The following is a 13,540-nucleotide window of genomic DNA, read 5'->3' as shown; positions in this document are numbered from 1 at the left end:
GATAACTCGGCAAGGAGTAAACGTTCGTCCAAAGTAAAGTCGCCGACATCGCCGCTCGGTCTCGGAAGGGTGAGTCGTGCGGGGCGGTCGACCCGCGAGCGGTCACTCCTGAAACGGTGCGTACGTTCCGTTGATGTCCCAGTCGTGAATACAGTAGACATCGCCGGGTTCCTCGTCGATGCGCCAGCCCTCGACGTCCTCGTCCCACCGCTCCACGCGGCCGCACAGCTCACAGGTCCGCTCGGTCGGAGGAGTGATCGTGACGCTCATATCCCGAGACAGGTCACGGACGACGAAAAACGTACCGCCGGTGCTGCCGAACCTATCGGTCCGGACCGTCGGGGTCGCCTCCCACTGTACGCGGCGTCCCGCTCGTTTCACCTTCGGGAACGCCGGAGTCCGACCCCGACGGCGAACACGAGTGCGAGGAGCGCGGCGGCGACCCAGAAGCCCGGCACGTCGTCGGCGGTCGATCGGAGCGGAGCCTCCTCGATCCCGGGCGGGCGTCCGGGATGGCCGTCGACGTCTCGCACGGCGGTCGGAGCGGGGGACTCCTCGACCGTCGCGTCGTGCAGTCGGGCCTCGGACGTATCCGTTCCGATCGGTCCGGCAGCAGCCTCCGTCGCGGCCGTCTCCGTCGGATCCGGCCCATCGCTCGCGACCCGTCCGGGTGTCCCGCGTGTCGGCCCCGATATCGCTTGGGCGTCCGCGAGATCGGCGACGGCACGAGGACCGAACCCGCCGGGGTCCGGACGATGGTCGGGAGTCGGGGCCCCGTCGAGGTCGTCCGCGGCGGACGACGCGTCAGCGCTGTCGGTCGGATCTCCGCTCTCTGTCGAGCCGACACTATCGGCCGGGCCGACACTATCAGTAGGGTCACTGTCGACCGTCGGTTCGACTCCGTCCGGCGGAGTACCTCCGCCCCCGGGTGTGTCACCGTCGCCCGAGTTGGTCTCGTCGCTCACGGGGGTGTTGGAGGACGGTTCACCCCCCGACGATATCTCGTCCGAAACCGGTTCCGCTGGATCGTCACCGGTGTCGTCGATCGAAGCGGTGGACCCGAGAGACGTAGCGGTCTCGTCGCTATCGGTCGGTGTTTCGCTCTCGGGCAGTGCCTCCCCGTCCGCGGTCGTCCCCGCCGAATCCGTTCCCGTACCGGTAGACGTGGTGTCGTCCGTCGTGCTATCGCCCGTCATCTCCCCGTCGGTCATCTGTTCATCCGTTCTCTCCCCGTCCGTCATCCGTTCATCCGTTCTCTCCCCGTCCGTCATCTGTTCATCCGTCATCTCCCCGTCCGTCATTTCCCCATCCGTCCCGTCCATTCCATCCGTCCCGTCCGTCGTATCCCCGTCGTCGATGTCGTCGAGCGCGCGTTCATCGTCGGTGCTGTCGGGCGTGGTCCCGTCGGCGGCGGCGTCATCCGACTCGCCACCATCGAGGTCGTCCGGTGTGTCCCCATCGTCGGCGTCGATCGGTTCCGTGTCGTCGCTACCGTCGGTCTCAGCCGATCCGTCTTCGGTTTCCCAGTCCGTTTCGTCGGTCGGTTCCTCGTCCGTACCCGGGTCGACCGTGTCGTCCGCCTCGTCGGTTTCCTCGGTCGTATCCGGGTCCGCCCCGTCGCCGTCGGGTTCGTCCGGACCGTCGGCCTCAGTGTCAGTACCGCCTTCCGCATCGGACTCAGACCCGTCGTCCGATCCTGTATCGGCCGCCTCCTCGGCCTCCTCACTCCCGCTGTCATCCGTGCTATCCCCCTCCTTCATATCGTGTTCGTCGGTCTCGTTCTCCTCCGTCGACGCCTCTTCCGTCTGCTCCGTCTCTTCCGTCTGCTCCGTCTCCTCCGTGGAAGACGATATCGGGGACCGGTACGTCATCGACGCGGCGGCAGTGTGCGGGTCGTCGCCCGTGGGCGCGTCGGCGGCGGCCGCGCGCAGGCGGTCGTCGAGCACCTCGGCGGTCGCGAGGAGCGCTTCCTCTTCGGGGGTGTCGTCGGCGTCGTCGTCCGTGGACGCGAGGGTGTCGTTCGCGGTCCCGACGAGGAAGAGCCCGTCGTCGTGCGTGAGGAGGTCGGTGCCCGACGCGGTGGTCCGGGTGACCGGTTCTCCGTCCGCGGGGTCCGTCGTCACCGCGAACGCGAGCCCCGGAAGGGCGTCGAGCTCCGTGCCGGTCGTCGGGCGTGGATCGCGCGTCGCGAGGTACCCGCCGAGGCCGCTCGCATCGAGCCCGTAGACGAGGGTGTCGGTCGAGTTGACCGTCGTCGCGGGCGTCAGGGTTCCGGCGGCGAGCGCGTCGGCGACCGCCTGCGAGGTGCGGAGGTCGGCAGGGTCAAGCTCCGCGGTCGCGTTCGTGTAGACGGTCAGGTCGTCCGTCGAGCGCGGTTCGAGCGTCGTAGTGACCGCGTGGGCCGGGCCGTTAGGGGCCGCGCGGGCCGTGAGCGTGTACTCGCCGGCGGGGAGCGGGCCGTCGCGCTCGGTGGTCGACAGCGCGTCGATCGTGGCCCCCTCGACCGTGAGGAAGTCGGCGTCGTACTCGGGGTCCCCCGCGACGTACGTGTTCAGTTCGACATCAACCGGGTCGCCGTCCGGCGCGGTCAGATCCGCGGTTGCGACGTGCTTGCCGTCCGGATCCGTGATAGTGAGGACGGTGGTGTTGCTATCCGGACTAGGAACCAACGTTAGCCGAAGAATGTCCCCGAGAAAATGTGCCTTCTGGCCGATACTCAGTTCTGGTTCCTCAGGTTCAATGATTCGGATCGAATCAGATACGGAAACCCCAGTAACTGAGTCAGTAGCAGTAAGATAGAATTTCCCAGGATCTTGCGGATCAAAGTCAAACTTTGCAGAGCCGGAACGGTCAGTGATGATTTGCTTTTGATCTACAGGTAAACTATCTATGTCAGTCAATTCGATATTGAGTTCCCGGTGAGGGGTGTTGGAAGCGACTGTTGCCTCAATATCATCGTTAACCCAGATTTCTGTATTTTCAGTCACGACGTTCAAATCTGGATCAATAACCTTCAGCTGCGTTTGCTCCGAGAATGAGTCGCTCTCCACAGAGTAATTACCAGAGTCAATCTGGAGCGAGTCATACGGAACAATGTTACTGTCTAACTCAGAGACAATCGTGATAGTTTCTGTATCGTTTGCTAATTCGATTTTAGAAGGACCTTGTCCACTAACCTCAAGTCCTACCGTTTCACCGCGAACAATTTGAGCCTCATCGCCGTCCGAGACGATTTTACTTAAATACTGTATATCGTGAGTTTCAGACTCTATTCTGTATCCCTCTTTTATTGGCTTTATATCCTCAAGAGTCACACCTCTTATATTCGGGAAGGTTTTCGTCCCAGATGAGTTTTCGAATTCAGAAGGATACAGTCGAATGGTACTGCCGTGCGTGGAATATAACTCAGAATCAGTACCAAGATTAACCGTCTGAGTGAGTGAATCGGACAGCTCAACACTCAAATTGCCATCTCCTTCGATTTTCGTATTAAATACTATTTCAATGACGCTCTCGTTTCTAGGGTCGGTTTCTTCATCAGTTGTAACGTAATGGATCGGAGACCGTTCCAACTGGAGCTCTATTGGAACTGTGAGGGTTGACTCATCCACGGCATAGATAGGACTTGACTCGTCTGGGCTAGGTTGGACTGTTGCAGCAATTGTCGTCGAATTATCGACTCTCCTAATTGGAATCGTAAAGTTACCCTCCTGTCCCTGGTCTTTCCCAAGGAATTCAGACAGTTCTCCCTCGTTGTTAACTTTCCAAACAACGGTGTAGTCAGTGTGAGTGGACTCAAGAGATACGTTATTTAAACTGACTTCACCTGTTTGGTCGTCATACGACTGGATATCGATATTAGCTTCAGAAGTGATAGTAAAATCACTTCGTGTAACGCTTGAGTCCTGATCCGGTTGACGCATCTGATACTCGATGATTTCGTTTATAGACTGCTCAGACCCGCGATCTAGTCCAACGCCAGTAGTATCAACATTAGTTAAAACGACATCGACATCGATGAACCCAAATGCAGATGGTTCGACAACGAGGGTTGCATCAGCCGAGTTGGGGTCAACGATTCGAACCTCATCAGCTGGGGCTGACTCCCTTCCCGAAGCATAGTAGGACGAAGGATCAGCACTAAGCTCAGCCCCGGCTTCAACTAATTCGCCAATATGGATCAGGACTGGTTCATCCTGTTCACTCATTGTGATCCCAGAGATAGTCTGTGTCTCGTCGGGACTAATGCCGATATTCTCCGTATCTCCGGCGTTGTAGACCTGTCCAGCAACCACCACCGATCCACTCGCGATTAAGACGATCGCGAGCGTCAGGACGAGTGCGAACCGGGCGGATCGATGTGAGTGCTCGCGTTGCATGGGGTGAACACCGCGAGCGACGGAGCCGTCGCTGGGCGCAGTACTCGCACGTCGACGACGGCGAGGAACCGCGCGACCGAACAGCCGTCGCGCGCCGCGGGATACTCGTATCTGCTTGACACGCTTATAAATCAGTTACGTCACGTGACGTTTCCGCGCGCCGAAACCAGCGCGTCGGGGGGACCCGATCCGTACTCGCGAGCGCGTGCCCCTCCCGCGTCGATCACGCCGGCCGGGCGTCCGCCGATGCTCGGATGCTCGACGCTCGGCGGGGGTGAGAGCGCTGTCGCTCGGCGGTCGAGCGCGCAATAAAGAAAGCCGCAATGGGTCGGCCCGCGAGGGCCGATGGTTATGGAACGACGTGAGTCGTTGCCGACTTAGTCGCGACGACGGGTCGCGAGGAGCGCGGCGGCGATGAGGGCGACGAGGGCGACGACAGCGCCGAAGCCGGGCGTGTCGTCTTCCGCGTCGTCGTCATCGTCGTCGTCGTCCACTGCGTCGTCGTCATCGTCCGCTGCGTCGTCGTCGTCCGCTGCGTCATCGTCGTCCGCTGCGTCATCGTCGTCAGCAGCGTCGTCGTCGTCCGCAGCGTCGTCGTCATCGTCAGCGTCGTCGTCGTCATCGACGGTGACAGTCAGCGTTGCCGTCTGGCTGTCGTCGTCGGTGAAGACGCCGTGCTCGTAGTCGCCTTCGAGGCCGTCAGTCGGGATGTCGGTGAACTCGACGGTGGTGTCGTCACCAGCATCGAGACCAACGTCCTCCTCAGCGACTGCGTCACCGTCGACGCGGAACTCGACCGTCTGGTCGCCGTCCTCGTCGCCGGTGTTCGTGATGGTTGCCGTGACGTCGATCAGGTCGCCCTGCTCAACCGTCACGTCCATCGGGTCAAGGTCCGAGACCTCGAAGAACGCAGGTTCGGGCTCCTCGGCGTCAACGACGATGCCGTCCGCGGTCGGGCGCTCATCAGCGATCGTGTTGCGGAGCTGGAGCGTGAACTCGTCGTCGACACTCGTCTCAGTCAGGTCGAACTCATCGGACTCCCAGGTCTGGTCAGTAGCGACCGAACCGTCCTGGTTCAGGTTGAACCGTGGTGTGACACCAGATGCGGACTGGACACGCACGTTGAATTCTGAACCGGGTGCAGCGTTCGTGTCGCCCGAGAAGACCACGTCGTCAGACGCAGTCACTTCGAACGGATCCGCGTCGAAGTCGAAGGCGGCTTCTTCAACGTCGAAGGTTGCCTCAAGCTGCTCGCGGACATCCGCGATATCAGTTTCTTCGTCCTCGATTTCGAGGAGGCGCTGATCCTCATTGCGGAAGCGCACCTCGAACTCGAAGTCATCGTCAGTCGCGTCAGAGAGCTCGTCGATGCGCGGTTCGAAGTCGTCATCATCGAACACGATGTCCTCAGTCGGTGTCACGATGAACACGGAGTCATCGTCAACGAGCACATCGGGCTGGCTATCCCCAACATCGACACGCAGACGCTCGGTGTTCGGACCAGCGCTTGCGCGCGTCTCACGGATGCGGAGGTCGAACGCCGCGTCGCCTTCGTTGTGAGTGAAGTCGTCCGTCAGCAGGTTGAGGAGTGCCTGAACATCGTCCTCGTCGTCAGCGGACTGGAAGATACCCTCCAGACCGGTTGCGTCGATCTGGTGGACGAGAACATCGTCGTGTGCGACGACATCGTTCTGCGTCAGGCTCTCGTCATCGAGTGCGTCTGCAACGTCGTCGAGGTCTTCGATCTCAGCATCGCTTGGGGTGATCCAAGTGTTCCATGCGTTGGTGCTGCGCGGTTCGATGAAGAGCGAACCGAGCTCATCGGGGTTGTCGATGATCTCGTCAGCGTCCTCACCGGAGCCAGCAGCAACGGAGAGCTGGTAGTCACCCTCGTCGAGGAGGTTTTCGGTCGGGAAGTCGGTGAAGTCAACATCACCGTCGCCGTCGACGGTCAGGACTTCTCCGAATTCGCTAACGTCGTCGGAGCCCGCTGCATACGTGTTGAACAGCAGCGTGATCTCGTCTTCGTCCTCGTCGAACGTGACGTTGGCGAGTCCTTCGTAGCCGATCTCGTCCTCGTCACCGATGACGAGCTGAGCTTCCTCAGCGCCACCGATCGCGTTAAGCTGAATCTCCGCAATGCCACCCTGCTCAACGTCGATGGTCGCATCTTCGAACTCAACCTCACCGTCAACACCTTCGACGACGGTGATCGAGTCGCTGTCCGAGGCCGTCGTGTCAACGACGTCGAACTCGAATTCGTAGTCGCCTTCGTCAATGCCGTCGAAGTCAGCGTCGAACGTACCGTCAGAGATACGCTCGGTCGTGATCACGTCATCGTCGGCACTTGCGATCGGGATGTCAGCGAAGATGTCCTCCAGTTCACTCTCGTCGAGGTCACCGTCAGCACTGATGTCGAGCGCATAGCTGCCACGGACGGAGTCAAACTCGACTTCCGTTACCGAGTCAGCTTGATTGTCGACCTCATCTGCGTCGAAGTCGGCATCAAGGTCCTGGACAGCGATTTCGAACAACTGGCCATCGCCAGAGGCACCGGGACCACGGAGGAAGTAATCTCCCTCGTTGCGATCGTCGGTGTCAAAGTTAACAACACCGTCATCGTTGGCGGTTAGCTCGTCGCGAAGGCGTGTCGTATCGTCATCAATGCGTTCGCGAAGCTGGATGTCGGCGTTTGCATCGACACCGGTTACGTCAACATTCTGGCCTTGCCAGACGAGCTGCTCGTCAAGATCATCCTCTGCGAATAGCCGATCCGCACCGGAGACGTACGCCTCATCATCATCTACGATGCTTCCTGTGTTCTTAACTGCTTCACCGATCTCCTGAGCGTCAGCATCATCTGAGCTGAGGTGAGCGGTGTGGTTACCGGGGAAGGCGCTAGGGTCTTCCACAGTAACGGTCTGTTGTCCTTCATCGCTAACGTTTTCCACGCCAGCGACGATGTCTTGACCGTCATCCTCGAACGTGATGATGACTGACCCATCAATTTCGCCACTACTCTCGTCGATCTCGACGGTTACGTTACCGTCTGCATCGAGGATCTGATCCTCGAAGGTGATTTCATCGGCATTCCCGACTGCTGCTGCGGGTGCTGCAGCAAAACCGATAGCAGCCATGGAAATAACCATGATCACGCTGAAGAAGACCGCGTTAGCCTTCTTCCGTGTTGTATTGTCGTTTGTCATTGTTTGTTGTGTTGGGTCTGCATCGCATCGACCACAGCAGCTTTCCCATAGCCTTCGAGTCGCGCCCGATCATCGTCGCCGCCTACGGAGTCATCGTGGTGCGACCGGACTCGGCCACCGGTACTCAGTACTGCAGTCATTTGGGTAGGGGTACACCCGAAACGTATGGCGGGCGTTATAAATACTTTGTGTGGCGTTTCGGGCCGTGATAACGTCTCACAACCCCGTGTTCGGGCCTCAAACGCCCGATCTCGATCTCACGCGTCTGACGCATGTCAGCGTATCACGAATACGACACCCCCGGATCGCGGCCCCAGCGGACCGGTGTATGTCACGCGCGCGCTCGAACTCCCGCACGAGCGCGCGAGCAAAGAGGATAGGACAGAACCCGATCTGGCCCGTGAGCCGCCGAGGAAGCCTCCGTGTCGCCCCGGATCGGGGGCCGGATCGCTACACTCCCGCAGGCGAACGTCCGCCGCCACCCAGGTATCACCCGACCGAACTGTCAGGGATACCGTTATATATCGATCCGTGGATCGTGACGTATGACGACACGCGACGGGACCGACCCCGATTCCGAAGCCGATCTGACCGCCGCCGACCCGGATACCGCCGACCGCAACGCCGCCGACCCGGATACCGCCGACCGCGACGCTACCGGACCCACCGTCGACCCCCTCTCGCGCCGCCGACTCCTCGGTGGCTCCGCGTCGCTCGCCTCCCTCGCCGTCCTGGCCGGCTGCGTCGGCGACGGCGACGTCGAGGATCCGGGCGCGGACGACGGGAGCGAGGACCGCCGGGACGACGACGAGGACGAGGATCCGGGCGCGGACGACGCCGACCCCGAACCGGACGACCCGCCGGAGACGGTCGCGGACGGCTTCGACCTCGACGCGGCGCTGGCGACCACCCTCGACGCGCTGGAGACGGAGCCGTTCACCTACAGCGGCTTCTACGCGGCCCACGCGGACGGCGACACCACCGACGACGCCGTCGAGAACAGCGCCGCGCTCACCGCGATCGGCGACCCGACCGACCGCGAGGGCCGGTTCGGCTTCGGCGAATCCGACGAGCAGACGGTCCGCCCCGACACGCGCCGCGACGCGACGTACGGGACCGACGTGTACGCCAGCGACGGCTCGTTCACGGTCCGCGAGCGAACCCCCAGGAGCGACGGCGAGCCGGAGTACAGCCGGGAGTCGGGCGACTACGACGAGTTCGTCTCGGAGATCGGGTTCCCGATCGAGGCGTACGCCGACGCCGGGGAGACGTTCACCTTCGACGAGCCCCGCTGGGACGGGGAGCGGGGCGTCTACGTCGTCGAGGGGACCGACACGACGGCCGACGAGTTCGCCGCGTTCAACGCCTGTACGATCGAGATCGACGCCGACGGCGTCGTCGTCGACATCCACGTCGACGTCGAGCTCGACGACGGCGACCGCCTCCGCACCCACGCGAACGGGACCTTCGGCGAGCCCGTCACCGTGAGCGAGCCGAGCTGGCTCGACGAGGCCGAGGAAGCGATCGCGGCGGAAGACGAGCCCGACAGTGGCGACGGTAACGGCGACGGCGACGACACCCGCGAACAGGTCGACGAGACCGGCCGGAGCCCGGTCGAGGTCCTCGTCGGCGCGGGCGATAACGGGCTCTCCGTCGAGCCCGCGAACGTGCGCGTGAGCGTCGGCGCGACCGTCGTCTGGCAGTGGACCGGCGAGGGCGGGTCGCACAACGTCGTCGCGCGCGACGGGACCTTCGAATCGCCGCTCCAGAGCCACGGGATCTTCGAACACACGTTCAGCGAGCCCGGCGTCTACGAGTACATCTGCGAGCCACACCAAGCGATCGGGATGGGCGGCCGGATCGAGGTCGTCGAGGAGTAGCCCGTCCGGGGACGTCGACACGACAAAAACCGATCCGCTCGAACGACCTCGACCCAGTCGACCGGTCACAGCTCGTCCGGTGGCGCTCGTTCCGTTAAGGGTCGCTCGTTCCGCCAAGGGCCGCTCGTTCCGCCAAGGGCCGCTCACCCCCGCCGCCTTCAGTGTTCGACGGCTTCCATCAGCGACAGCAGCGTCCCCCGCTCCTCGACCGCTTGCGGATGGACACCCACCAACGCGATCACGTCCTCGCGGTGTTCGACGGTCGCCACGTGGACGAGCGCCGGCACCTCGCCGTCGTCGAGCCCCTCGGCCTCCTCGACACCCTCCGCGTCCGCCAGCGCCTCCTCGTCCACGTCCAGGTCCACCTGCGCCTCGAACGTCGTCACCTCGACGGACTGGCCGAGCACCTCCCGCGTCTCCGACCCCCGCTCCTCGATCTCGTCCACGTCGTCGCCGTCCGGCCCGCCATCGCTCTGGTCGATCAGCCGGCGAAGCAGCTCGACGGGGTCCGCGCGCACGAGCGGGTTCACCGACTGGCCGGCGACGGTCGCGTTCGGCGTGCTCGCGACGAACAGCGCCGCCCCCCGCTCGGCGTTCTCGTAGCCCGCGACCCACGTCGTCACGGACACCCGCGCGTCGACCCCCGGCAGGTCGAACGACTGCTCGACGTGGAACGGCTCCGGCTCCTCGCCCTCGTAGCCCGCGTCGGCGAGCGTCGCGGCCGGCACGCTCGCCGGCTCCGCGTCGAACTCGTAGTTCCCGTCCTCGCCGCCGAGACACCCCGCGACGGCGACCGCTCCGGTCGCCGCGAGCGCGCCGAGCAGTCGTCTTCGATGCATACGCGGAGGTACGCCGGCACGCGCTGTTAAGCGTATCGCCGGGCGTATCAGCCCTGAGACCGCCGGACGGGAGCCCCGATCGCCCCCGATCAGCGGCCATTGGCCATCCAGGCGGGAGCACCGGGGCGGGACTACCGGGGCGGGACCGTAACCGTGTGGACGCGGACGGAAGGCACAAAGTTCACGTCACCCCGCCTGCGATCCGTACCAAATGGAACGTCGAGGACAAACCGGACTGGCGGAGGCGCTCCTGCTCGACGTCGTCCGCCTCCACGAGACCTGGATGGAGGTCGTGTTCCCGCGCCAGCTCGACCCCAGCACCGTGTTGGGCAAGTGGAAACCGGAAACCGCCCCACAGACGATCGGCTACTACTGCTGGGCCGTCCTGGGCGCGCCGCTCGTCGCCGTCACCTATCCCCTGCTGCTCGTCGGCTTCGCCACCCGGTTTTACGCCGCGAAGCTCGACTCCGCGGTCACCCGCTTCGGCATCGCGGGCGCGGTGATCGTCGCCACCGTCGTCTGGGGGTCGCTCACGGCCGTCACCTACCTCCAGCTCGCGACCGAGGACGTGATCGCCGTCGGTGCCGCCAGCGTCGTCGCCATCGTCGCCGCCGCCCTCGCCGCCGGCTTCTCGAAGGCCGGCGGCCGGTTCGTCAGCGTGCTACTGGCCTATCCGTTCGCGATGACCGCCATCTTCCTCCCCCCGGTCGTCGCCGCGCTCGTCACGCCCACCTTAGAGGAGATCATCCTCCCGCCGAGCTACGACTTAGCCCGCTGGATCCTCGACACGTTCCTCTTCGTGGGCGGAGTCAACGACGTGCTCCGTGGCGCGTTCGACCTGGAGACGTTCGGCGAGCAGTGGGGCCTGCCCGGTCTCGGCTACGTGCTGATGTGGGTCGGGATCTCCGTCCCGCTCGGCTGGTTCCTCGGCGGTCTCGTCGCCCTCGCGAACCTGATCCGGCCGAAGCCGGACGCCTGAGGTCGACCGCGACGCCGATTCGCCGACCGGGACGCCGACCCGCCGACCGCGACGCTGACCCGCCGACCGCGACGCCGACCCGCCGACCGCGACGCTGACCCGCCGACCGCGACGCTGACCCGCCGACCGGGACGCCGACCCGCCGACCGCGACGCCGACCCGCCCACCGTTCTCTTCCCTACTCCTCCCGGTCCTCGTACCGCTCTGTCGCCGTCTCGAACCCCGCCTCCTCGATCTCGCGCGTCCGCCGCCCCTCCCGCGCCGCGATCGCCTCGGGGTCCGGGCTGGCGTCGTCGTCGATCCGGGCGAACGACTCGTGGACCTTCGCGTGACACCAGCGACACAGCGCCACGGTGATCTCGTGTGGGCCCGCGTCCGGGAGGTCGTCCGGGTCGTCCGGGTCGTCCGGGTCGTCCGTTGCCGCCACGGGGTCCGCCCGGTCGGCCGCCCCTCCTTCGTCGGTTGGGCGTGCCGCCCCGCCGTCTCCCGCGCCCCCGTAGGACAGGTGGTGTTCCTCGACGAGCGGTCGAACGTCCTCGCCGGCCAGTCGGACCTCCTCCAGTCCGCAACGCGCGCACTCGCGGCCGTCGGTCGTTGATCGGTACTGTGGACACGCGCGCCAGCGACCCACTTCGCCGACGTGACAGGCGTAGTCGTCCGCGCGTCTCGCGGCCGCGAACTCGGGGTCGTCGCCGGCGCGGGTCAGCGCGAACCGACACCGACCGTCGTCGGTGAGGTGGTCACAGATCCCGGCGACCGCGTACGGGTCGTCGACCCCGACGGGCGTGCCCTCGGGCGTCCGTTCCATACCCGTCGGTACGGGCGGTCGGACTTGAACCCGCGGGCGACGGCTCGCCCGGGTCTCAGACGAGGCTCGCGCCGTCGCAGTCGGTCCGTGCGAACTCGATGTCGAGCAGCGTCAGCAGGGTCGGCACGACGTCGAGCAGGTCGGCGTCCTCGACGGCCGCGGCAGGGTGGTCGACGAACAGGCCCGCGTTCTCGAACGTATGCATGCCTGACCGGGGGCCGTCCGGGTCGAAGACGCGCTCGCGCGGGCGGAACCCGCCTTTCAGGTCGAACCCCGCGTTCGGGATCGCGACGAGATCCGGCGCGATCTCGTCGTGGTCGCCCCGGAAGGCCGTCTCGCGCTCGACGACGCGGTCGACGACCGGCCGACCGTTCGGTCCTTCCCACGCCTCCAACGCCTCGGTCAACTCGGCGCGGACCGCGTCGTACTCGGCGTCGGGGACCGCCCCGTCCGGCTCGCGGCCCTCCAAGTTGAGGTAGAAGCGGCCCGAGTCCAGCGAGTAGGCTCTGGCGTCGGCACCGATATCGCTAAGCGAGTCGTGGTCGTCGGTCGCGTACGAGAGCCACCCCTCGCGTTCGAGCCACTCGTTGCAGTACACGTCGTGTTGGAGCCGAGTGAACCCGTGCGTGGAGGCGACGACGAGCCGTACGTCGTCGGGGAGCGCCTCCCGGATCCGTCCGATATGGGAGTCCAGCGTCGCGTAGAACTCGACGAACTCGTCGGCGTACGGGCCGCCGTCGAGGTGGTCGTCCCACAGGAAGTGGTTCACCCGGTCCGGGCTGGTGAACGCGCCGACGAACAGGTCCCAGTCGTCGCGCTCGACGTAGCGGTCGAACAGCGCCGCCCGGCCGTCGAGCACCGACCGTGCGTGCTCGATGAACGGGGTCTTGTCCGCCTTGTGGCCGAGCTTGGCGTTGACGCTCAGCGTGTAGTCACTCTCCGCGAGGTACGAGCGGAGCTCCTCGGGGTGTGCCGCGCTGTCGACGTCCGGCGAGAGATACCCCGACACGGTTCGCTGGAGGGTCCGCTGTGGCGGGAAGGTGACGGGAACGTTGAGGACGGTCGCGTCCTTTCCCGCGGCGGTAACGCGGTCCCACACCCGCGTCGACTGGACGTCGCGACCCATCGGGACGTACGTGTCGTAACTCCCGATCTCGCGGTCTTGGAAACCGTACACGCCGGTCTCGCCGGGGTTGACGCCGCTGGTGAGGACCGGCCAGCAAGCGCTCGAGTCCGGCGGGACGATGCTGTCGATCGCGCCGGCGTCGCCGGCCTTGGAGATCGCCGAGAGGGTCGGAAACGTCTCCGGGTTGTCGGCGACGAGATCGAACGGCAGGCCGTCGATCCCGAGGAACGCCACGCGCGGGGTGTCGGCCCCGCGCAACCGGTCGAAGAGGCCCATAGGGGTACATCGGCACTGGGGTGGAAAAGCGTTGACATCGACCCACC

8 protein-coding genes are annotated in these 13,540 nt (G+C 64.5%); 2 read left to right on the top strand and 6 right to left on the bottom strand.

Annotated features, from left to right (window positions below; translation table 11 throughout):
• Positions 1-102: 102 nt before the first annotated feature.
• From ACZ5TV_RS10425 to ACZ5TV_RS10415, 3 genes are all read right to left on the bottom strand, one after another.
• Entirely contained in the window at positions 103-270 is a 168-nt protein-coding gene (locus ACZ5TV_RS10425; RefSeq protein ID WP_379782895.1) for an HEWD family protein, read from the bottom strand.
• A gap of 107 nt (positions 271-377) precedes the next feature.
• Positions 378-2,669, bottom strand: a complete 2,292-nt coding sequence (locus tag ACZ5TV_RS10420; RefSeq protein WP_464383811.1) for a midas domain-containing protein — start codon at positions 2,667-2,669, stop codon at positions 378-380.
• Between the two features lie 2,087 nt (positions 2,670-4,756).
• Positions 4,757-7,516 (bottom strand): DUF7827 domain-containing protein, encoded by a 2,760-nt coding sequence (locus tag ACZ5TV_RS10415; protein WP_379781777.1) that lies wholly within the window; start codon positions 7,514-7,516, stop codon positions 4,757-4,759.
• A 614-nt stretch (positions 7,517-8,130) separates the two neighbouring features.
• Between ACZ5TV_RS10415 and ACZ5TV_RS10410 the strand changes: the two genes are divergently transcribed.
• Positions 8,131-9,465 (top strand): plastocyanin/azurin family copper-binding protein, encoded by a 1,335-nt coding sequence (locus ACZ5TV_RS10410; RefSeq protein ID WP_464383810.1) that lies wholly within the window; start codon positions 8,131-8,133, stop codon positions 9,463-9,465.
• Positions 9,466-9,623: 158 nt separating this feature from the next.
• Here ACZ5TV_RS10410 and ACZ5TV_RS10405 read toward each other — a convergent pair whose 3' ends face one another.
• Entirely contained in the window at positions 9,624-10,304 is a 681-nt protein-coding gene (locus ACZ5TV_RS10405) for a DUF6517 family protein (RefSeq protein ID WP_464383809.1), read from the bottom strand.
• A gap of 211 nt (positions 10,305-10,515) precedes the next feature.
• Here ACZ5TV_RS10405 and ACZ5TV_RS10400 point away from each other — a divergent pair, with 211 nt between their 5' ends.
• Positions 10,516-11,283, top strand: a complete 768-nt coding sequence (locus ACZ5TV_RS10400) for a hypothetical protein (protein WP_379783881.1) — start codon at positions 10,516-10,518, stop codon at positions 11,281-11,283.
• Between the two features lie 178 nt (positions 11,284-11,461).
• Here ACZ5TV_RS10400 and ACZ5TV_RS10395 read toward each other — a convergent pair whose 3' ends face one another.
• Both ACZ5TV_RS10395 and ACZ5TV_RS10390 read right to left on the bottom strand, forming a co-directional pair.
• Positions 11,462-12,091, bottom strand: a complete 630-nt coding sequence (locus tag ACZ5TV_RS10395; protein ID WP_464383808.1) for a DUF7097 family protein — start codon at positions 12,089-12,091, stop codon at positions 11,462-11,464.
• 55 nt (positions 12,092-12,146) lie between these two features.
• Positions 12,147-13,493, bottom strand: coding sequence for an alkaline phosphatase family protein (locus ACZ5TV_RS10390; RefSeq protein WP_379783499.1), 1,347 nt, complete (start codon positions 13,491-13,493; stop codon positions 12,147-12,149).
• Positions 13,494-13,540: the final 47 nt, after the last annotated feature.

Source organism: Halorubrum tibetense, assembly GCF_055396225.1.
This window is presented reverse-complemented; position numbering and strand designations above follow the sequence as displayed.

What these genes read in the sequence shown, in the direction of transcription:
- ACZ5TV_RS10425 (WP_379782895.1), bottom strand. Translation starts at nt 270, where the DNA reads ATGAGCGTCACGATCACTCCTCCGACCGAGCGGACCTGTGAGCTGTGC.
- ACZ5TV_RS10415 (WP_379781777.1), bottom strand. Translation starts at nt 7,516, where the DNA reads ATGGCTGCTATCGGTTTTGCTGCAGCACCCGCAGCAGCAGTCGGGAAT.
- ACZ5TV_RS10410 (WP_464383810.1), top strand. Translation starts at nt 8,131, where the DNA reads ATGACGACACGCGACGGGACCGACCCCGATTCCGAAGCCGATCTGACC.
- ACZ5TV_RS10405 (WP_464383809.1), bottom strand. Translation starts at nt 10,304, where the DNA reads ATGCATCGAAGACGACTGCTCGGCGCGCTCGCGGCGACCGGAGCGGTC.
- ACZ5TV_RS10400 (WP_379783881.1), top strand. Translation starts at nt 10,516, where the DNA reads ATGGAACGTCGAGGACAAACCGGACTGGCGGAGGCGCTCCTGCTCGAC.
- ACZ5TV_RS10395 (WP_464383808.1), bottom strand. Translation starts at nt 12,091, where the DNA reads ATGGAACGGACGCCCGAGGGCACGCCCGTCGGGGTCGACGACCCGTAC.
- ACZ5TV_RS10390 (WP_379783499.1), bottom strand. Translation starts at nt 13,493, where the DNA reads ATGGGCCTCTTCGACCGGTTGCGCGGGGCCGACACCCCGCGCGTGGCG.